This is a genomic window from Pseudomonas sp. G11 (assembly GCF_029457515.1).
In the GTDB taxonomy this organism is placed as follows: Bacteria; Pseudomonadota; Gammaproteobacteria; order Pseudomonadales; family Pseudomonadaceae; genus Aquipseudomonas; species Aquipseudomonas gorinensis.
In genome coordinates this window covers 76,690-96,128 of sequence record NZ_CP120377.1, presented here as the reverse complement: position 1 = coordinate 96,128, position 19,439 = coordinate 76,690, and the positions used below count along the sequence as shown (strand labels likewise).

The following is a 19,439-nucleotide window of genomic DNA, read 5'->3' as shown; positions in this document are numbered from 1 at the left end:
TGTGAAACAGAACTCCCTGAATGGATGGTTCAAGAGCGGCGCTCCCGGCGTCTGGATCAGCGGTGGCGCGGTGTCCATCGCGGTCATCATGACCATTGGTTTGCTGGCGGTGATAGCCGTGCGTGGCCTGGGCCACTTCTGGCCGGCTGACCTGATCCAGGCCAACTACAACGTGCCGGGCCAGGAAAACCATATCGTCATCGGCGAAGTGGTGCAGAAAGAAGAAGTGCCGCGCGAGCGCCTGAAAAGCGCTGGCCTGCCGGTGCCCGATGCGGGCCCGGAATTCATGACCCGCGAGCTGATCAAGGTCGGCAACCGTGACCTGAACGGCAACGACTTCACCTGGATCGTCGGCGAGTGGTTGAAGGACCAGAGCACGCCGAAGAACCTGATGACTATCGAGCGTCGCGAGTGGGGCAACTTCTACGGCACCCTGGTCAACGTCAAGCAGGATGGCAAGGTCATCGCTGAAGGCGAGGCCGCGTGGCCGGAACTGCAAGCCCGCGTCGACCGCGTGAACAAGCTGGCGGCTCAACTCAAGACCCTGGAGAAGTCCGACATCGGCGCGATCAACGCCGGCCTCGAACGTATTCGCCTGCACGGTCGCAAGCTGGAACTGGAAGGCAAGCTCGACGCCGCCGCCCAGGCCGACATGGATGCCGACCGCGCCGAGCTGAACGCCCGCTACCAGGACATCGAAGCGCGCCTGGCCGACCTGCACGCCCAGTTCAACCGCGACGCCTTGACCGCCCGCGATGCGAACGGCAAGGAAGTGGAAATCGGCATCGGCAAAGTGGTACACGCCTACCAGCCGAACGCCATGGGCACGATGACCAAGATCGGCTTCTACTTCAGCAAGGTCTGGGAGTTCCTCAGCGACGACCCACGGGAAGCCAACACCGAAGGCGGGATCTTCCCGGCCATCTTCGGCACCGTGATGATGACCCTGATCATGGCGATGATCGTGACCCCGTTCGGCGTGTTGGCGGCGGTGTATCTGCGTGAATATGCCAAGCAGAACACCCTGACGCGGATTATCCGCATCGCCGTGAACAACCTGGCGGGTGTACCGGCCATCGTCTACGGCGTGTTCGGCCTGGGGTTCTTCGTGTATGTATTGGGTGGCTCGGTCGACCGTTTGTTTTTCGCCGAAGCCCTGCCGGCCCCGACCTTCGGCACCCCAGGCCTGCTCTGGGCCTCGCTGACCCTGGCGCTGCTGGCGGTGCCGGTGGTGATCGTGGCCACCGAAGAAGGCTTGGCGCGGATTCCTCGCACCGTGCGTGAGGGGTCCCTGGCACTGGGCGCGACCAAGGCGGAAACGTTGTGGAAGATCGTGCTGCCGATGGCCAGCCCGGCGATGATGACCGGCATGATCCTCGCCGTGGCGCGCGCCGCCGGTGAAGTGGCGCCGCTGATGCTGGTGGGTGTGGTCAAGCTGGCGCCGTCGCTGCCGCTGGATGGCAACTACCCGTACCTGCACCTGGACCAGAAGATCATGCACCTGGGCTTCCATATTTATGACGTCGGCTTCCAGAGCCCCAACGTCGAGGCCGCACGGCCGCTGGTGTACGCCACCGCGTTGTTGCTGGTGCTGGTGATCGCTACGTTGAACCTGTCGGCGGTGTGGATTCGCAACCACCTGCGCGAAAAATACAAAGCGTTGGATAGCTGATAACCCTGTAGGAGCGAGCTTGCTCGCGAGAAACGCAAGGGCGCCGCGTTCATTCTGGCTCCCGCGCGTTTCGTTAACGACCTTCGCGAGCAAGCTCGCTCCTACAGAAGAATGATGTAACCGCAGGCCCAATCGCCGCGGCTCACTGAAACGAATTGGTAGCACAGGGAGCATCCCATGCAACACGAAACCCAATCCCACGGCATCAACATGTCTGCCCTGGGGCGTGACAAGCAGAGCCTGAGCCTGGCCCAGGAGACCGTGGCCATCGAAGTGCCCGGCCTGAGCCTGTACTACGGTGAAAAGCAGGCGTTGTTCGACGTCAGCATGAACATCCCCAAGCAGCGCGTGACCGCCTTTATCGGCCCCTCGGGCTGCGGCAAGTCCACCCTGCTGCGCACGTTCAACCGCATGAACGACCTGGTGGACGGTTGCCGCGTGGACGGTGCGATCAACCTCTACGGCACCAACATCTACCGCAAGGGCGAAGACGTGGCCGAGTTGCGTCGTCGCGTGGGCATGGTGTTCCAGAAGCCCAACCCGTTCCCCAAGACCATCTACGAAAATGTGGTCTACGGCCTGCGCATCCAAGGCATCAACAAGAAACGTATCCTTGATGAGGCCGTGGAGTGGGCACTCAAGGGCGCGGCGCTGTGGGATGAGGTCAAGGACCGCCTGCATGAGTCAGCGCTGGGCCTGTCCGGCGGCCAGCAGCAACGTCTGGTGATTGCGCGCACCATCGCCGTGGAGCCGGAAGTGCTGCTGCTCGACGAACCGTGTTCGGCACTCGACCCGATCTCGACGCTGAAAGTGGAAGAACTGATCTACGAGCTCAAGTCCAAGTTCACCATCGTCATCGTGACCCACAACATGCAACAGGCGGCGCGGGTTTCCGACTACACCGCGTTCATGTACATGGGCAAGCTGGTGGAGTTCGGCGATACCGATACCCTGTTCACCAATCCGGCGAAAAAACAGACCGAAGACTACATCACCGGTCGCTACGGCTAGGAAGCCGTGGTTCACATTGCACTGACGCTGCGGTTCTCCGCACCTTACCGGACGCTCCAAGGACGCCAACATGATTAGCAAAGAAGGCCTTACCCATCACATCTCCGCGCAGTTCAATGCCGAGCTTGAGGAAGTGCGCAGCCACCTCCTGGCGATGGGCGGGCTGGTGGAGAAGCAAGTCAACGATGCGGTCACCGCGCTGATCGAGGCCGACTCGGGCCTGGCCCAGCAAGTGCGTGAGATCGATGACCAGATCAACCAGATGGAACGCAACATCGACGAAGAATGCCTGCGCATTCTTGCCCGTCGCCAGCCGGCGGCGTCCGACTTGCGTTTGATCATCAGCATTTCCAAGTCGGTGATTGATCTCGAGCGCATCGGCGACGAAGCCACCAAGATTGCCCGTCGCGCCATCCAGCTGTGTGAAGAAGGCGAAGCCCCGCGCGGCTACGTGGAAGTGCGCCATATCGGCGACCAGGTGCGCAACATGGTGCGCGACGCGCTTGACGCATTCGCCCGCTTCGATGCCGAGCTGGCATTGTCGGTGGCCCAGTACGACAAGATCATCGACCGTGAGTACAAGACGGCGTTGCGTGAGCTGGCGACCTACATGATGGAAGACCCGCGCTCTATCTCAAGGGTCTTGAGCATTATCTGGGTGCTGCGCTCCCTGGAGCGGATCGGCGACCACGCGCGCAATATCTCGGAACTGGTGATCTATCTGGTACGCGGCACCGACGTACGGCACATGGGCCTCAAGCGCATGAAAGCGGAAGTTGAAGGTTCAGTCGATCAAATCCCTAATGTTCCTGGCGAATCTGACGATAAGTAAGGTTGCCCGAGAAATTAACGCCCGGCCTTTGGTCGGGCGTTTTTGTTCGTGGCAGCTGAATTTTTTACGGATCGGACGAAAGAAAGTCCGAACGTGACGATAGAGTTTTGGCAAAATGCCATTAGTCAGGCGTTCTGCGTGCCGCGGTTTTTATAGGATAAAGGGTCGATGAGTAAAGTCAGTGTATTGGTGGTGGATGACGCCTCGTTTATTCGCGACCTGGTGAAGAAGTGCCTGCGCAACTACTTCCCGGGCATCAAGATCGAAGATGCGGTGAACGGTAAAAAGGCCCAGGCCATCCTGATGCGCGAAACCTTCGATCTGGTGCTATGCGACTGGGAAATGCCGGAGATGTCCGGGCTTGAGCTATTGACCTGGTGCCGCGAACAGGCGCACCTCAAGGCCATGCCATTCGTGATGGTGACCAGTCGTGGCGACAAGGAAAACGTGGTCCAGGCGATCCAGGCCGGTGTATCCGGCTACGTCAGCAAGCCGTTCACCAACGAGCAGTTGCTGAACAAGGTCAAGCAGGCCCTGCACAAAATCGGCCGTCTCGACGCCTTAGTCGCCAGCGCACCGACCAAGATGAACTCGGCTTTCGGCAACGACTCGCTGAGCGCCCTGACCGGCGGTAAACCTGAAGCGGTCAAGGCCGCTCCGGTCGCGGCCGTGGCACCCAGCCGCGGCTTGCTCAACAGCCCACCCGTGCAAGCTGCGCCAGCGGCAGGGGCAGCGGCGGGGGGGCGTGGCCAGGGCCAATTGCGCCTGTCCAGCGGCACCCAACAGTGTGTGATCAAGGCGCTGAGCATCAAGGAGGCGCTGCTGGTGGTGCGTCGCGGTGAGGTCCTGCCCCAGGTACTGGAAAGCGCGGTACTCGACCTTGAGCAGGGCGACAACGCCGAAGTCGCGCGCCTCAACGGCTACCTGCACGCCATTGTGGCGTTCGAGCCCAAGCCCGACAGCGACTGGCTGCAACTGACCTTCCGGTTCATCGACCAGGATGCGCAGAAGCTTGACTACATCTCGCGCCTGATCGCGCGCGGCACGGCGCAGAAGCATTTTGTGCCGGGCGCCTGATCCTCGAGACAACTGAAAAATGTGGGAGGGAGCTTGCCCCCGATAGCGGTGTGTCAGCTAACGAATACTTGGCTGAAGGACTGCTATCGGGGGCAAGCCCCCTCCCACATTGGATCTCCATTGTGGCGTACAAAGTTGTCATGATCCGTTGCTAACCTGCCGCTCAGTCATCCCGGCAGGTTCACACCATGCTCATGCGCTTTTTGCTGTGCTGCGGGCTTGCAACGGTCGCCCTGTCGACCCAGGCCATGACCCTCTACAAATCCGTCGATGCCAATGGCCTGGTGTTTTTCAGCGACCGGTATACGCCTGGCGCCCAGGCGTTCGTGATCCGAGAGCGCAAGGTTGAGCGACCGATGCTTGTCGTGCCCAGGCCCGATCGTCCACAACAAGCTTACCGCTACCCCTTGCCTTGGCGCGGCGGTCCTTTCCGCCTGACCCAGGGCCCCAACGGCAGTTTCAGCCACACCGACGCCAAGAGCCGCTACGCCATGGACATTGCCATGCCTGAAGGCACGCCGATTATTGCCGCCCGCAGCGGTGTGGTGGTGAAGACCGAGAACGAGCAGGCCGGGCGGGGCAATGATGCGTCGGGGAATTTTGTGCGGGTGCAGCACGACGATGGCACCGAGGGCGTGTACCTGCATCTCAAGCGAGGGTCGGTCAGTGTGAGGGTAGGGCAACGCGTGGCAGTGGGGAGCCCGCTGGCGTTATCGGGCAATACCGGCAACAGCAGCGGGCCGCATCTGCACTTCGTGGTGCAGCGGCCCACCGAGGCGGGGCTGGTGTCGATCCCGTATGAATTCAACCAGCCCGTCGGCGCATTGCCCAATTTTGCATTGGGCAATTGACGGCAGGAGCGGGCAAGCCCGCGCCTGCGGTTAGTCGAGCAGTAACACCTTGGCCAGCACGATCTTCGGTCCTTTCATCTTCTTGATGATGATCCGCAAGCCCTCAACCTCCAGCACTTCTTCTTCTTCAGGCACCCGCTTGAGGGTGTCGTAGACCAGCCCGGCCAAGGTTTCAGCCTCGATGTGGTCCAGGTCGACGCCCAGCAGGCGTTCCACCTTGAACAGCGGCGTATCGCCCCGTACCAGCAGCTTGCCCGGCTGATAGGCGAGGATACCGCGCTCGGCCTTGCGGTGTTCGTCCTGAATATCGCCTACCAGCACTTCCAGCACGTCTTCCATGGTCAGGTAGCCGATGACCTTGCCGTCGGCTTCTTCCACCAGGGCGAAATGCGCGCCGCCCTTGCGGAACTGCTCCAGCAACTGTGACAACGGCATGTGCCGTGACACACGTTCCAGCGGGCGGGTCAGCTCGGCCAGGTTGAACGACTCGGGGAGGTGGTCCAGGGCCGCCAGTTCCAGCAGCAGGTCCTTGATGTGCAAAAGGCCGACAAACTCGTTGCGCACCGCGTCATACACGGGGTAACGGCTGAATTTGTGGCGACGGAACAGCGCGAGGATTTCCTTGAGCGGGGCGTTGAAGTCCAGGGTCACCAGGTCTTCCCGGGAGTTGGCCCAGTCCACCACTTCCAGCTCGCCCATTTCCACGGCCGACGCCAGCACGCGCATGCCTTGGTCGCTGGGGTCCTGGCCACGGCTGGAGTGCAGGATCAGCTTGAGTTCTTCGCGGCTGTAATGGTGCTCGTGGTGCGGGCCGGGTTCGCCTTGGCCGGCGATGCGCAGGATGGCGTTGGCGCTGGCGTTGAGCAGGTAGATCGCCGGGTACATGGCCCAGTAGAACAGGTACAGCGGCACGGCGGTCCATAGCGACAGCAACTCGGGTTTGCGGATCGCCCAGGACTTGGGCGCCAGTTCACCGACCACGATGTGCAGGTAGGAAATCACAAAGAACGCGGCAAAGAACGACACACCCTTGATCACTTCCGGCGATTCGACGCCCACGGCGCCCAGCAGCGGTTCGAGGATATGCGCAAAGGCCGGCTCACCGACCCAGCCCAGGCCCAGGGAGGCGAGGGTGATACCCAGCTGGCAGGCCGACAGGTAGGCGTCGAGCTGGCTGTGCACGGTGCGCAGGATCTGTCCGCGCCAGCCGTTGGTATGGGCGATGGCCTCGACCCGGGTGGAGCGCAATTTGACCATGGCGAACTCCGCTGCAACGAAAAATCCGTTGAGCAGTACCAGGACCAGTGCAAAAAGAATCATGCCGAAGTCGGCGAAGAGTGTGGCGAGGGTGATACCAGGGGAAGGGTCCATGATGGGGTTTTGCGGGTTCCGTGTGTTCAATTAGGGGTGACAGGAGGGCCTGAAAGGCAGACACAAGTGGGCCAATGTAGCGGCTGATGGGGCGCTTGCCTAGTGGTTGCTGCCAGGTGGGGTATGGAATGCACTCTCTAAGACAACACCGATCCACTGTGGGAGGTGGCTTGCCCCCGATGGCGGCGGGTCAGATATGAATGTGCTGCATGACACCCTGCCACCTATATCGGGGGCAAGCCCCCTCCCACAGTATTGGGTTTATTCGTCGGGGCTGAGGACTCGCGAGCGCGCCACCTGAGTCGGCGGAAAATGGCAGGTGAACGTACTGCCATGCCCCAGCACGCTGCTGATCTCCAGCCGCGCGCGATGGCGCAGCAGCACATGCTTGACGATGGCCAGGCCGAGGCCGGTGCCGCCGGTGTTGGAGTTACGGCTGGAATCGACACGGTAGAACCGTTCGGTGAGGCGCGGCAGATGCTTGGCATCGATGCCGATGCCGGAGTCCTGCACGCTCAGGTGGGCGCCGTGTTCATCGGCCCACCAGCGGATGCGGATATTGCCCTTGTCCTGGGTGTATTTCACCGCATTGAACACCAGGTTGGAAAACGCGCTGCGCAATTCGCCTTCGCTGCCTTTGAGCAGGATCGACGGGTCGGCTTCCAGGGTGATCTGTTGCCCGCGTTGGCCGGACAGGGCCTGGGCGTCGTTCTTGATGGTCTGCAACAGGCTCTGCACCGCGACCGGCTGGTTGTCCGACGGGTAATCGGTGGCCTCCAGCTTGGCCAGCAACAGCAAGTCGTTGAGCAGGGTTTGCATGCGCGAGCCCTGTTGCTGCATCTGTTGCAGGGCGCGGCTCCAGCGCGGGTTGATCTCGTCGACATTGTCCAGCAGCGTCTCCAGGTAGCCGCAGATCACGGTCAATGGGGTACGTAGTTCGTGGGAGACGTTGGCGACGAAGTCCTTGCGCATCTGCTCCAGCTGGTGGATGCGTGTCACGTCGCGCACCAGCATCAGGTGTTCGTTGTTGCCGTAGCGCGTCAGGTACAGCTGGATGCGCACGCGGTCGTTGGTGGGCGAGGGGATTTCCAGGGCTTCTTCGTAGTTCTCCTGTTCGAAGTACTCCTTGAAGCGCGGGTGGCGCACCAGGTTGGTCACCGGCTGGCCGCTGTCCTGGGGCGTCTTGAGGCCCAGCAGGGTCTCGGCGGCGCGGTTCCACCATTCCAGGTTGCCATCGCTGTCGAGCATGATCACCGCGTCCTTGAGCGCGGCGGTGGACTCCTGTACCCGGTCGATCACCGCTTGCAGGCGCCCGCGGACGCGTTGGTCGCGGCGTTGCAGGTGGTAGATGCTGTCGAACACCTCGCCCCACAGGCCGTAGCCGTCGGGTGGTGCTTCATCGGGTTTGTGCTGGCGCAACCATTCATGCAGGCGCAGCAATTGCTTCAGCGTCCAGCCCAGGTACAGGCCGATGCCAACAGCCAGGCTCCAGCCGTATTGACCGCTGACCAGGCCCACCAGCAGGCAGCCGGTGATCAACAGAAGCATGTGGCGGATCAGGGTGCCATGCCAGTTTTGATTCACTTGAACATGCGTCCTTGTCAGCTGTTAAGTCAGGCTCTTAAATCAGGAAGTGGCTGGCTCAGCCCTTGGTGGAAAACCGATAGCCGGTGCCGCGCACGGTTTGTACCAGATTCTCGTAAGCGTCGCCCAAGGCTTTGCGCAGGCGACGGATGTGCACGTCCACGGTGCGCTCTTCCACATACACGTTGCCGCCCCACACCTGGTCCAGCAATTGGCCACGGGTGTAGGCGCGCTCCTGGTGGGTCATGAAAAATTGCAGCAGGCGGTATTCGGTCGGGCCCATCTCGGCAGGCTTGCCGTCGATGGTCACGCGGTGGCTGATCGGGTCCAGCAGCAGGCCGCCCACTTCGATCGGTGCTTCGCCATCGGTAGGACCGGCACGGCGCAGTACCGCTTTCAGACGAGCGACCAGCTCCCGTGGGGAAAATGGCTTGGTGATGTAGTCGTCGGCGCCGACTTCCAGGCCCTGGATCTTGTTGTCCTCTTCGCCCTTGGCGGTGAGCATGATGATCGGGATATCCCCGGTCAGCTCATCACGCTTGAGGCGGCGGGCCAGTTCGATACCGGAGGTGCCCGGCAGCATCCAGTCCAGCAGGATCAGGTCCGGCTTGCGGTCGACGATGATGGCATGGGCCTGCTGGGAGTTTTCCGCCTCCAGGCAGTCATAGCCGGCCATTTCCAACGCAACGGCGATCATCTCGCGAATGGGCGCTTCGTCGTCAACGATCAGAATGCTCCTGCCAACCATGCCTAAAATCCTCTTGTCATTTAACTGTCTTGCGCCGCATTAGATAACGGAATTATTGCAGTCGTGTGACAGTAATTTAGCCGCTTGGGCAATTCCCGCCCGTGTGGACTACGCTTTGAGTCCGAATCCTGACAACCACAAAAGGAAGGTTCCGATGACTTACAGTACTTTTTCCTGGAAAGCCCTGCTGGTAACGGTGGCGTTGACGCTGCCGACCCTGGCGTTTGCCGCAGAGCCGGCGATGACGAAAGATGGGGTGTTGGTGGATCACAAAGGCATGACGCTCTACACCTTCGCCAAGGATGCCGATGGCAAGTCCATGTGTAACGACAAGTGCGCTGCCAACTGGCCGCCGTTGATGGCCGAATCCACCGACAAGCCCATGGGCAAGTGGACCGTCATCACCCGAGACGATCAAAAGAGCCAATGGGCCTACAGCGGCAAGCCCCTCTATACCTTCGTCATGGACAAAAAGGCCGGTGACATGACCGGCGACGGCAAAATGGACGGGGCCTGGAAAGTCGCCAAGCCCTGATCCTGCTTCGTGGCTAAAACATCGCGGGTAGGCCCGCTCCCACCTTTTGATGTGTGAATACATTCAAACGTGGGAGGGGGCTTGCCCCCGATGAGGCCCGACCAGACACTGCAAACACCTCAGCGAAACGCGTAATCCGCCACAATCCCGACAAAAATCGCCAACCCGGCCCAGTGGTTGTGCAAAAACGCCTTGAAGCATTTCATCCGGTCCCTGTCGCGGGTGTACCAGAACTCCCAGGCAAAGCAGCCTGCCGCCGCCAGCAACCCCAGGTGGAACCAGCCCCCCAGCTCAAACCTTGCGCCGGCCAGCAACAGGCACAGCAGCGCCAGGCCTTGCAGGGTCAGGATGATCACCCGGTCAGCATCGCCGAACAGAATGGCCGTGGATTTGACGCCGATCTTCAGGTCGTCATCGCGGTCGGTCATTGCGTAATAGGTGTCGTAGCCCACCGTCCACAGCAGGTTGGCTATATACAGCAGCCAGGCGGTGGCGGGCAGGTGGCCGGTTTCGGCGGTGAATGCCATCGGCATGCCCCAGGAAAACGCCGCGCCCAACACCACCTGGGGGTAATAGGTGTAGCGCTTCATGAACGGGTAGCTGGCCGCCAGTGCCAGGCCGCCCAGCGACAACCAGATGGTTGTGGCGTTGGTCAGCAGTACCAGCAGGAAGCTGATCAGCATCAGTACCGCAAAGAACACCAGGGCCTCTTTTGAACTGATCTTGCCGCAGGCCAGCGGGCGTTGCGCGGTGCGCTTCACATGGCCGTCGACCTTGCGGTCGGCCCAGTCGTTGATCACGCAACCGCCGGCGCGGGTCAGCACCACACCCAATACGAAAATCACGATATTGAGGAGGGCCGGCGAGCCCTTGCCGGCGATCCACAGCGCCCACAGCGTCGGCCACAGCAACAGGTAGATGCCGATGGGCTTGTCCATGCGGGTCAACTGAATGAAATCCCAGGCCCTGGGGTTCAGGCGGTTCAAGGATTTGAGCAGACGTTGATACATCAGCAATTCTCCGGATGGTCATGCAGCGCGTGCCAGAAACTCGGCAGGAAGACTTCCGCCACCAGCACGCTCAGCGGCCCACGATCAAAGCGTGAGCGGCGTGCCCACAGTCCGTCGGCCTGGTCCGTGGTGGGCAGCCATTGGCGAGGGTAACGGCACACCTCGATGGCTTGGCGGGTGAACGCGTGATCGCAAAACAGCAATTCGCCCAGGGAGCGGCTGCCCAATTCGTCCATATGCAAGCCGTCGCCCTGCAATGCGCTGCGCGCCGCCACACTGCGGGCAAATACCCACGGTTGGCCATGCCCGCGCAAATACACCTCGCGCACCCAACCGATACTGGCCGGGGGCATGTGCAGCGCCGCGCATTCATCATCGCGCAGCGGCTGCCAGCCTTCGAACAGCGGCGTCACGCTGAAGCCATCGTTGGACAGCCACGTCAGCCGGCGCGTCAGCGAGCCTTCGTCGAACAGCCAGTCGAGGGTCACGGGCGCGGGCGCAGGGGTCAGAAGGCTCTGGGTCAGCCATTGGCAAACATCGGGAAGGGCGATTGAGTGCGGCACGGTGAGTCAGTATTGGCAGCAAAAGAGGCGGCGAGCTTACCATGGCGTCCTGACCTTTTGCCGGGCCGAGCCAGCGCCTTGCGTCGATCGAGCTTGCATCTCCCGGCCCCGATCAGTACAAAACGCCCTGAGCCGCGCGGCAACGCTGGATCCATCGACCGCCGGCCAACCTGCCTGGACCCTGAGGAAGCAAGTAAATGAAGAAGTGGCAATGTGTAGTCTGCGGCCTGATCTATGACGAAAAAGACGGCTGGCCGGATGATGGTATCGCTCCGGGCACCCTGTGGCAGGACGTTCCGGAAGACTGGCTGTGCCCGGACTGCGGCGTCGGCAAGATGGATTTCGAAATGATCGAAATCGGCTAATTTTCAGTTTCAGAACCGTACTACAAGGAGAAAGGAATGAACGCACCTGTCGTGATCATCGGCACAGGATTGGCCGGCTACAACGTGGCCCGGGAGTTTCGCAAGCTCGACAGCGAGACCCCATTGCTGCTGATCACCGCGGATGACGGGCGCTCCTACTCCAAGCCCATGCTCTCCACCGGCTTTGGCAAGAACAAGGACGCCGATGGCCTGAGCATGGCTGAACCGGGCGCGATGGCCGAGCAACTCAAGGCTGAAGTGCGCACCCACACACGCATCACTGGCATCGACCCAGGTCACAAGCGCCTGTGGATTGGCGAGGAAGCCGTGGCCTATCGCGACCTGGTCCTGGCCTGGGGCGCAGAAACCGTGCGGGTGCCGGTAGAAGGCGATGCATCCGAGCTGATTTTCCCCATCAACGACCTTGAAGATTACGCACGCTTTCGCACTGCGGCCGCCGGCAAGCGCCGCGTACTGCTGCTGGGCGCGGGCCTGATCGGCTGCGAATTCGCCAATGACCTGATCCTCGGCGGCTATGAAATCGACCTGGTCGCGCCCTGCGAGCAAGTCATGCCGACCCTGTTGCACCCCGCGGCTGCAGCGGCAGTGCAGGCGGGGCTGGAAGGCCTGGGGGCGCGTTTCCACCTGGGCCCGGTGCTCAATCGCCTGCAACGCACGGCAGACGGGCTTGAAGCCCACTTGTCCGACGGCGAGGTGGTCGCCTGTGACCTGGTGGTGTCAGCCATCGGCCTGCGCCCGCGCATCGACCTGGCGGCTGCCGCCGGCCTGCAAACCAACCGCGGGATCATGGTGGATCGCCACCTCAAGACCTCCCACGCCAATATCTACGCCCTGGGCGACTGCGCCGAAGTCGACGGCTTGAACCTGCTCTACGTCATGCCCCTGATGACCTGTGCCCGCGCCCTGGCCCAGACCCTGGCCGGCAACGCCACCGCCGTCAGTTACGGCCCGATGCCCGTCACCGTGAAGACCCCGGTCTGCCCGCTGGTGGTTTCGCCACCGCCACGGGGCACCGAAGGGGTCTGGAGCGTCGAAGGCCAGGGCGCCGACATCAAGGCCCTGTGCCGCGACGCCAGCGGCCGCCTGCTGGGTTATGCGCTGACCGGCAGCGCCGTGATGGAAAAACTTGCCCTCAACAAAGAACTTCCGCCGTTGCTGGCGTAAATACCGGTCGTTCTGTCGGAATAAGCACATTTTTTACCCTAGAAAGGTCGCCGCGAGACTGGCGCGGCGTACGAGGGCATGCCATCCTCACTCCCGTCTGCCGCAGAGTAGAGCCTGCGGCGCTTTGGGCGCTGCTCCACAGACGAGCAGCACGGACATAACAACAAAAAACCGTCAAAGAGGCTTCATTTATGCGTAAACCAGAACTCGCAGCCGCCATCGCTGAAAAAGCGGATCTCACCAAAGAACAGGCCAACCGCGTCCTCAACGCCGTTCTCGAAGAAATCACCGGCGCCCTGCACCGCAAGGACAGCGTCACCCTGGTTGGTTTCGGCACCTTCCTGCAACGCCACCGTGGCGCCCGCACCGGCAAAAACCCGCAAACCGGTGAGCCTGTGAAAATCAAGGCGAGCAACACCGTTGCGTTCAAGCCGGGTAAATCGCTTAAAGACACCGTCAACGCGTAAGCAGTGCCGTCTCGACAGGGGGCGGGGTGGTAGGAAAAATGGGCACGCCGACTGGGTCGGGTGCCCATTTTTTGTGGAGCCTTGCTGGTTAATCACACACAAGCGAATGATCCGGGAAATGGCTCAGTTTGAACTGCTTTAATTCTTGTGCAACGGAGTTTTAAAGTTGCTCGGGGCCCATCAGCTTTTAAGCGGAGAAAGGGGTGGGACACGATTCTTAAATAAACACGTCCCCTTTTCCTGCTTTTCCTACCTTTTTTGCTCAATTTCAAGTGGTCCACTCGTTGTCAGCATCCCCACACCTAATACCGCGCCCGCCACACCGTTTTCCCATCGGCTTCGGTCAGTTGCTCAGGCAATCCATTCAGGTCGTTGTGGTAATAGCGCACACTTTGATGCTCGCCCGTACTCGGCGTCGTAGGCAAAACGTTGCAAGCTCCGCGCCGCGCTGCGTTTTTCGATCATCCGCCCAAATGCGTCATAGCGATAACGTTTGTCCTGATAGGTCAGCAGCTTGTTATGCACCACCAACCCGGCACCGGCCTGCGGGCCGTCGAGCAGGTTGGCGGCGGCGTCGTAGGCGAAGCCGAGCGCCTCAGTGGGTGAGGGGGCGAATCGATTTAGAAAGCTAAATAAGTTGCCCCATTCTCCTACGCCGTTTTCCCTTATCAAAATTGTAATGGCGAGGTTAGCGCAATGCTTTTCCAGCTGGCTTTGCGTTTTTTCTCAAGAAGGGTGTCCAGGGCGGTACCTTCTGGTGGTCCTTTCTTCGGCAATTTAAGTGGCACCAAAACGAAGAGTTTTACCGAGTCATCGTGATGGTCGATCTCAGAATTTGTAGTCCAGATCTTGTCCACGACAACCAGCGCGTCAATATCGGCTGGCCAGCCCAGCGAGCTTAAGCATGGTTCTGAGCGCAATATGATTTGGCCTTCAGATAAAGGAGCCTTTTCCGTTGTACGTTTTGAAAGCTCAGAAAGTAGGCCTTGAGGAAACATCCAGGGACTATCGATAGCAAAGCCTTGTCTGGGCATCCGCCAATTCCCAGGCAGGCAGATAAAAAGTTCTGTTCGTGGCTTTTGCGTAAACAGCCCAAGGGTGAACAGTAGCTTGTAGTCGTTTTTATCGGCGATGCAACTGACTCTGAGTTTCACGCCCGCACCTTGCAGTTGGGGAGTGACTTTTTCAGGGAGCACCCAGCCGGCTGTTTCACTAACAAAGCTGACTATAGGGGCGCCGGGAATGGATTCTTCGTTGGCATCTTTTTCAATCGCAGAAACAGCTCCCTGTGCTTCAAGACGTTCGGCTATCTTCGGGAAATTCCAAGATCGAGCTAGATCCAAGGCGGTTCGGTTGAATTTGGCGTGCAGTTGATTGACGTCTGCATGGTGCTCCAGCAATAGATCAACAGCCGCAGCCTGTCCGAACGTGACGGCTGTTATCAGGGGCGATGTCACCGAGAGAGGTGAACCGTCGACCTCTGCACCAGCCTCCAATAGCCATCGAACGATTTCCAAGTGCCCATTTTCGGCCGCCACCGCTAGCGGCGTCGTGTTTCCTGAGCCTACGGTGGGTTGATTGATATCGATACCCAGTTCAACTAGCAATTGGCATATGGCAAGTTGGTTATATTCGGCAGCGTGATGAAGGAGGCCAGGGTAACTGACTAGGTTCAAACGAGGAGGCTCAATAAGCTGCGGGTGTTTGGCTAACTCGGTACGTATAAAGGCAAGATCCCCGGATTCGATATGAGCATAAAGTTCTCGAATAAGGGGGGCGTCCTCACCATATGTTTTCTCTAGGCTAGTCATCTAGAAACACTCCCTTTCTCATTTCTTTGCCCATGGATTGTAACGTCTTGATTACCTCGCTCTTACCGCCTTTGCGGGCTATAGCAAGGGCTTCAGAGACCTTTTTCGATGCTGCGATTGTATGGTTTCCGCTACCGTTGGGAGCCCAGACAAAGTTGCGTGGGTCGTCGTTCAAACCAATACCGAATTTCTTCAGAATTCCCTGGGCATGTGCCACATAACGACGGTTACTGTCTGTCCAATTCTTGGGCGCTTTTTCGCGCACGATATGGTGACGATGCGGATTCGTCATTTCGTGTGCCTTGGGTTTAGGTCCCATCTTCGCTTTATCGACCTTGGACAGTCGGCAGGTTTCCCAACCAAGTGGGTCAATCCAACCAATAGGGTTTGGTGAGTACTGGTAGAGGTTCAGACCACCCGTCAGCGCTATCGGATCTCGGGTCGTAAACCTCCCCACATCCGGATCATAAAACCGAAATGTGTTGTAGTGCAGCCCAATCTCCCGATCCAGATACTGCCCCTGGAACCGCAAATTCTGCTCTTCGATAAAGTACGCCTCACGCACTTCTTCGGCCGCATTCCCCCACACCTGATACCGCGCCTGCCACACCGTTTTCCCATCGGCTTCGGTCAGTTGCTCAGGCAATCCGTTCAAGTCGTTGTGGTAATAGCGCACACTTTGATGCTCGCCCGTACCATCCACCCGAGCCAGCGGTGCATAGCCATCTTCTTCATAGATATAGAGGCTGGTCTGGCTATGTCGGTGCTCCTGCAACAGGCGCAACCCCTCCCAATCAAAGCGGGTTTCACCCAACGGATAACCGTTGCTGTCATGTTCGGTTTTAGCGATGCGCCGGCCGAGCGGGTCGTAGGTCATTTTCACGACCGTTTCGCGACCGTCTTTCTGGCTGCGGACTTCGATCAGGCGATGCTCGGCGTCATAGGCGAAATACTGTATGCCACGCGCGGCACTGCGCTTTTCGATCATTCGACCGAAACCGTCATAGCGATAACGCTTGTCCTGATAGGTCAACAGCTTGTTATGCACCACAAGGCCCGCACTGGCTGGCGGACCGTCCAGCAGATTCGCGGCCGCATCGTAGGCAAAATTTTCTCGCTGACCCTGGATGTTGTCCTGGCTGGCGATAATGCGTCCAGTGGCGTCGTAGTGCAGCAGTTGGCGTTGGTCTCGGTGTTTTTCCCTGTCACGCTCCAGGCGGCCGATCAGGTTATCGGCCGGGTCATAGTCGAAGTGTTTTTGCTGGGCAGCTGGCAGTTGCGTGGGCTGGCCATTGGGGCGGCGTATCCGTGAGCGCAGGCGGCCGCTGCGGTCGTATTCGCTGCGTGTGGTGATCTGGCCTTGGGTACGCAGGACTTCACGGTGCAGGCGGTCGCGTTCGAAGTCGCAGATGACGCGGCCGTCGAGGTTGATCTGGTGCAGGTGGCCGCTGCCGTAGTACAGGCGGTTGAGCCAACGGCCGTCGGGCAACTGCGTCTGGATCAGGTTGCCGAGCTCATCGTAGTGGTAGTTCAGGCTGCCGGCGGCGCTTTGTTCGATGAGCAGTTGGCCGCGCGCGTCGTAGGCGAAGGCCAGTGCCTGGGTGGTTTCGTCATTACCGATGAAGGTGACAGCTGTGAGTTGGTCCAATGGGTCGTAGGCGTATTCGGTGCGACCGTCATCGGTTTGTTTCAACAGCAAGCGGCCCACTGCATCTCGTTCGAGTCGATGCACAATTGAAGGCTCAGGTGTCTGCCCGGTGGGCACGTACTCAACGGCGGCTACGTTATCCAGAAGGTCATAGGCATAACGTCGGGCGCTGCCGTCGAGGTCTTGTTGCTCCACGAGACGGTCGCACGGGTCCCAGGTAAAGCGGTAACTCTCACCATTTTCATTGGTCAAGGTTTGGAGGTGCCCGTAGGCGTCGTAGCGGAACTCAATCTGCCGGCCGTGTGCATCTATTCGTTGGCGCACTTGCCCGCGGCGCCCGTATTGGTAGCGGGTGGTGTGACCCGCTGCATCGGTATAACCGATCAACAGACCGCTGGTGTCGCGTAGGTACTGTTCGGTGCGGCCGTCCGGCATTTCGGTCTGCAACAGCCGGCCTTGGCCGTCGTGTCGATAGCGCTGCCGTTCACCCAAGGCGTCGATGACCACCTGCAAATGGCCCTGGCGGTCGTACTCGAACGCTGTGGGATACCCTGAACAATCGATATGCTGGATTAACTGCCCGGTTTCATTCCAGCGCAGGGTTTTGCTTTTACCCGTTGCATCGATGATCTCCACCACTTGGCCAAAGGTGTCATACCGATAACGTGTGGCATGCCCCAAGGGGTCTACTTCGCTGACGCAATTGCCCCGCTGGTCGTACTGATATTGCCACGCGTGGCCTGCCGCATCGGTCTCCACCAACGGCAACGACCAATGCTCCAGCCACAACGTCGACTCGATACGCCCCAACGGATCCTGGGTGCTGCACAGGTTGCCGGACTCGTCGTAGCCGAACTGCCATTTGCCGCCTTGTGGGTCAGTCGCGCCGAGCAACTGACGTTCCTCATTCCATTCGAATTGCCACGTCTTTCCCAGGTTGTCGGTGTACTCAGTGATCTGGTACTGCGAGTTCCAGCGGCGTGTGCTGAGACGCTGCAAGCCATCAGTAATGCGCGTCACGCCGGCAAGCAAGTCATAGTCGAACAGGTATTCGTCACCCTCATCGGTCCAGTGCCGCACCACGCGCCATTCGCTGCCGTCCACGCAGTCCCATTGGTAGTAACAACGCAGCCCGGTGGGCAGTTGATGCTCGACCATGCGTTGGCCGTTGTCATAAGCGAAGCGGCGTTGCACGTTTGCGTCGGTATCGCGAACTTCGGCCAGGTCGCCGCGAGAGTCGTAGCTGTAACTGACAAGGGTTTCCCGGCTGTGATCGGGGTATAGCCGCTCGACTTGCTCCACTCGTGCCGGCCATTGCTGGCTGTAAACAAGTTCGACACGCACATGGTCGAACGTATCTCGTAAGTGGCTCAGCCGACCCTGAATGTCATAGTCGAGGAAGATTCGGTTGTCGTTGCGATCCCCCAATTGGCTAAGGCGCAGGCGTGAGGCGGTGCCTGGTGTTGGTTCGAATAGCCGATAGAGCCCATCAACGCTTTCAATCAGTAGTTGGCCATTGGTATTGCGCCGTACGCTCAAGCCTTCTCCTGCGCTGAATACGGCACCGCCCAGCGGGATGACGCCCATGTCGATCTGTCGTGCTTGCTCATCGGTATAGACCAGCCGTTCCCCACCATCGGGGTGTACGCCAATCTCGACGCAGACCTCGTAGATCACGCTCCAGCTGGCACCGAACAGACCGTCGCGACGCTCGTCCCGGCTGCTGTAGTAGCGCTGCCACTCGATAGGGAGCAGGCCGGGCAGGGCGAAGTCCAGATCGTCTTCCCCATCAAGAATTTTCGCGCCAGTGGAGCTGTGTACCGGGTTGGGCGAGCCTGCTACTGCAGAGGTAATGGCATTGGTCACTTGGCTAGTGCCCCACGACACCAGTCCACCAACGACCATGCACGGCAGCTTGCTGAAAAACTTGGAGCCGCCACCACGCAGCATCAACAGTGCGGTCACCGCCAGCCCGACACCGGGTGTTTTGCCACTGCGGATCTCGCGTACCACCACGGGGCTTCCGCCAATACGCACGTTGCTGGAGATCATCCCCGACTCGACAATCGAGGCGTCGCAGGTGCTTCGGTCCCCGCTGCGGGCGGCCGGCTGACCGTTGATAGTGACCTTGCTGGAGCCTTCGGCAATAAACTGCGGCGGCATCGGGGGATGTTTGGTGCATATCACAATATCCAGCGGTTTGGGTACTGCGCCTGGTGCAGGAACCGCCACTGTGGGTCGCCACATCTGCGAGAAGAAACCCTTGGCCATGTCAAGGTAGCTGGCTTCTTCGGGACTACCCCCTTCGGCGGGTTGCGAACTGACTGGGCCGATAGCGCCTGCGGCACGTGCAGAGGGTATGCCGTTGGTAAAGGTGTTGTGGGAGCCAGTGGCGATTGTTGCCATCACCACCGGCGGGAATAACGCATTGCCTATCCAGTCACAAACCTTTGTCAGTCCCTTGTCCGCCCCCGTCTTGCTCATGCCAATGCCGACGATGATGCCCACTACGGCGCCCAGCACAAAGCAGCCTAGCCCGCCGGTTACGACCGTAATACCGGTGGCGGCCACAATTGCAGCAGTGGCGACGGCCGTAATAGCGATGTTAGCCGCAATTTCCAGCACACCGCCCAGGATGTCGGCCATCGCCGAGGTGTGCAGCAGGCCATCGCCGAGACGTGCGGCCCAGAGAGCGTCAGACATGGATTA

At 60.0% G+C, this 19,439-nt stretch carries 16 protein-coding genes and 1 pseudogene; 9 read left to right on the top strand and 8 right to left on the bottom strand.

Annotated features, from left to right (window positions below):
* Position 1: 1 nt before the first annotated feature.
* From pstA to P2T68_RS00420, 5 genes are all read left to right on the top strand, one after another.
* On the top strand, positions 2-1,672 hold the full coding sequence (pstA, locus tag P2T68_RS00440; RefSeq protein ID WP_024078153.1) for a phosphate ABC transporter permease PstA: 1,671 nt from the start codon (positions 2-4) through the stop codon (positions 1,670-1,672).
* Positions 1,673-1,849: 177 nt separating this feature from the next.
* Positions 1,850-2,683 carry a phosphate ABC transporter ATP-binding protein PstB gene (gene pstB, locus P2T68_RS00435; protein WP_024078152.1) on the top strand — a complete coding sequence of 278 codons (834 nt, stop codon included), beginning with the start codon at positions 1,850-1,852 and terminating at the stop codon, positions 2,681-2,683.
* A gap of 70 nt (positions 2,684-2,753) precedes the next feature.
* Complete coding sequence (phoU, locus tag P2T68_RS00430; RefSeq protein ID WP_024078151.1) at positions 2,754-3,515, top strand: phosphate signaling complex protein PhoU; 762 nt, start codon at positions 2,754-2,756, stop codon at positions 3,513-3,515.
* Between the two features lie 168 nt (positions 3,516-3,683).
* Positions 3,684-4,592 carry a response regulator gene (locus tag P2T68_RS00425; protein WP_024078150.1) on the top strand — a complete coding sequence of 303 codons (909 nt, stop codon included), beginning with the start codon at positions 3,684-3,686 and terminating at the stop codon, positions 4,590-4,592.
* A gap of 188 nt (positions 4,593-4,780) precedes the next feature.
* Entirely contained in the window at positions 4,781-5,443 is a 663-nt protein-coding gene (locus tag P2T68_RS00420) for a peptidoglycan DD-metalloendopeptidase family protein (RefSeq protein WP_168233072.1), read from the top strand.
* A gap of 30 nt (positions 5,444-5,473) precedes the next feature.
* Here the strand turns inward: P2T68_RS00420 and P2T68_RS00415 are convergent, their stop codons facing one another.
* The 3 genes from P2T68_RS00415 to phoB form a co-directional block, all read right to left on the bottom strand.
* Positions 5,474-6,814, bottom strand: coding sequence for a hemolysin family protein (locus tag P2T68_RS00415; protein WP_024078148.1), 1,341 nt, complete (start codon positions 6,812-6,814; stop codon positions 5,474-5,476).
* A 261-nt stretch (positions 6,815-7,075) separates the two neighbouring features.
* A complete protein-coding gene (gene phoR, locus P2T68_RS00410; RefSeq protein WP_206379746.1) occupies positions 7,076-8,362 on the bottom strand; it encodes a phosphate regulon sensor histidine kinase PhoR in 1,287 nt (428 codons plus the stop codon).
* Positions 8,363-8,456: 94 nt separating this feature from the next.
* Complete coding sequence (phoB, locus tag P2T68_RS00405; protein WP_003176964.1) at positions 8,457-9,146, bottom strand: phosphate regulon transcriptional regulator PhoB; 690 nt, start codon at positions 9,144-9,146, stop codon at positions 8,457-8,459.
* A 154-nt stretch (positions 9,147-9,300) separates the two neighbouring features.
* On the opposite strand from phoB, the gene P2T68_RS00400 reads away from it, so the two are divergent.
* Positions 9,301-9,681 carry a hypothetical protein gene (locus P2T68_RS00400; RefSeq protein WP_024078146.1) on the top strand — a complete coding sequence of 127 codons (381 nt, stop codon included), beginning with the start codon at positions 9,301-9,303 and terminating at the stop codon, positions 9,679-9,681.
* 119 nt (positions 9,682-9,800) lie between these two features.
* On the opposite strand, the gene ubiA is transcribed toward P2T68_RS00400, so the two are convergent.
* Both ubiA and P2T68_RS00390 read right to left on the bottom strand, forming a co-directional pair.
* On the bottom strand, positions 9,801-10,691 hold the full coding sequence (ubiA, locus tag P2T68_RS00395) for a 4-hydroxybenzoate octaprenyltransferase (RefSeq protein WP_024078145.1): 891 nt from the start codon (positions 10,689-10,691) through the stop codon (positions 9,801-9,803).
* Positions 10,691-11,254 carry a chorismate lyase gene (locus tag P2T68_RS00390; protein ID WP_024078144.1) on the bottom strand — a complete coding sequence of 188 codons (564 nt, stop codon included), beginning with the start codon at positions 11,252-11,254 and terminating at the stop codon, positions 10,691-10,693. Before P2T68_RS00390 ends, ubiA begins: the two co-directional genes overlap by 1 nt.
* Positions 11,255-11,451: 197 nt before the next feature.
* On the opposite strand from P2T68_RS00390, the gene P2T68_RS00385 reads away from it, so the two are divergent.
* From P2T68_RS00385 to P2T68_RS00375, 3 genes are all read left to right on the top strand, one after another.
* Entirely contained in the window at positions 11,452-11,619 is a 168-nt protein-coding gene (locus tag P2T68_RS00385; RefSeq protein ID WP_003213373.1) for a rubredoxin, read from the top strand.
* Positions 11,620-11,655: 36 nt separating this feature from the next.
* Positions 11,656-12,804, top strand: a complete 1,149-nt coding sequence (locus P2T68_RS00380; RefSeq protein WP_277378900.1) for an FAD-dependent oxidoreductase — start codon at positions 11,656-11,658, stop codon at positions 12,802-12,804.
* Between the two features lie 191 nt (positions 12,805-12,995).
* Positions 12,996-13,271, top strand: coding sequence for an HU family DNA-binding protein (locus P2T68_RS00375; protein ID WP_003176958.1), 276 nt, complete (start codon positions 12,996-12,998; stop codon positions 13,269-13,271).
* Between the two features lie 305 nt (positions 13,272-13,576).
* On the opposite strand, the pseudogene P2T68_RS00370 reads toward P2T68_RS00375, so the two are convergent.
* From P2T68_RS00370 to P2T68_RS00360, 3 genes and pseudogenes are all read right to left on the bottom strand, one after another.
* Positions 13,577-13,856 (bottom strand): annotated as a pseudogene (locus tag P2T68_RS00370) (RHS domain-containing protein); the annotation flags it as partial.
* 83 nt (positions 13,857-13,939) lie between these two features.
* Positions 13,940-15,082: an ankyrin repeat domain-containing protein gene (locus P2T68_RS00365; RefSeq protein WP_150095349.1), complete on the bottom strand. Its 1,143-nt coding sequence runs from the start codon at positions 15,080-15,082 to the stop codon at positions 13,940-13,942.
* Positions 15,075-19,433, bottom strand: coding sequence for an RHS repeat-associated core domain-containing protein (locus P2T68_RS00360; RefSeq protein WP_150295491.1), 4,359 nt, complete (start codon positions 19,431-19,433; stop codon positions 15,075-15,077). The genes P2T68_RS00365 and P2T68_RS00360 overlap by 8 nt, the downstream gene beginning before the upstream one ends.
* Positions 19,434-19,439: the final 6 nt, after the last annotated feature.

What these genes read in the sequence shown, in the direction of transcription:
- P2T68_RS00425 (WP_024078150.1), top strand. Translation starts at nt 3,684, where the DNA reads ATGAGTAAAGTCAGTGTATTGGTGGTGGATGACGCCTCGTTTATTCGC.
- P2T68_RS00385 (WP_003213373.1), top strand. Translation starts at nt 11,452, where the DNA reads ATGAAGAAGTGGCAATGTGTAGTCTGCGGCCTGATCTATGACGAAAAA.
- P2T68_RS00380 (WP_277378900.1), top strand. Translation starts at nt 11,656, where the DNA reads ATGAACGCACCTGTCGTGATCATCGGCACAGGATTGGCCGGCTACAAC.
- P2T68_RS00415 (WP_024078148.1), bottom strand. Translation starts at nt 6,814, where the DNA reads ATGGACCCTTCCCCTGGTATCACCCTCGCCACACTCTTCGCCGACTTC.
- ubiA (WP_024078145.1), bottom strand. Translation starts at nt 10,691, where the DNA reads ATGTATCAACGTCTGCTCAAATCCTTGAACCGCCTGAACCCCAGGGCC.
- P2T68_RS00400 (WP_024078146.1), top strand. Translation starts at nt 9,301, where the DNA reads ATGACTTACAGTACTTTTTCCTGGAAAGCCCTGCTGGTAACGGTGGCG.
- phoB (WP_003176964.1), bottom strand. Translation starts at nt 9,146, where the DNA reads ATGGTTGGCAGGAGCATTCTGATCGTTGACGACGAAGCGCCCATTCGC.
- pstB (WP_024078152.1), top strand. Translation starts at nt 1,850, where the DNA reads ATGCAACACGAAACCCAATCCCACGGCATCAACATGTCTGCCCTGGGG.
- phoU (WP_024078151.1), top strand. Translation starts at nt 2,754, where the DNA reads ATGATTAGCAAAGAAGGCCTTACCCATCACATCTCCGCGCAGTTCAAT.
- P2T68_RS00420 (WP_168233072.1), top strand. Translation starts at nt 4,781, where the DNA reads ATGCTCATGCGCTTTTTGCTGTGCTGCGGGCTTGCAACGGTCGCCCTG.
- phoR (WP_206379746.1), bottom strand. Translation starts at nt 8,362, where the DNA reads ATGCTTCTGTTGATCACCGGCTGCCTGCTGGTGGGCCTGGTCAGCGGT.
- P2T68_RS00375 (WP_003176958.1), top strand. Translation starts at nt 12,996, where the DNA reads ATGCGTAAACCAGAACTCGCAGCCGCCATCGCTGAAAAAGCGGATCTC.
- P2T68_RS00360 (WP_150295491.1), bottom strand. Translation starts at nt 19,433, where the DNA reads ATGTCTGACGCTCTCTGGGCCGCACGTCTCGGCGATGGCCTGCTGCAC.
- P2T68_RS00365 (WP_150095349.1), bottom strand. Translation starts at nt 15,082, where the DNA reads ATGACTAGCCTAGAGAAAACATATGGTGAGGACGCCCCCCTTATTCGA.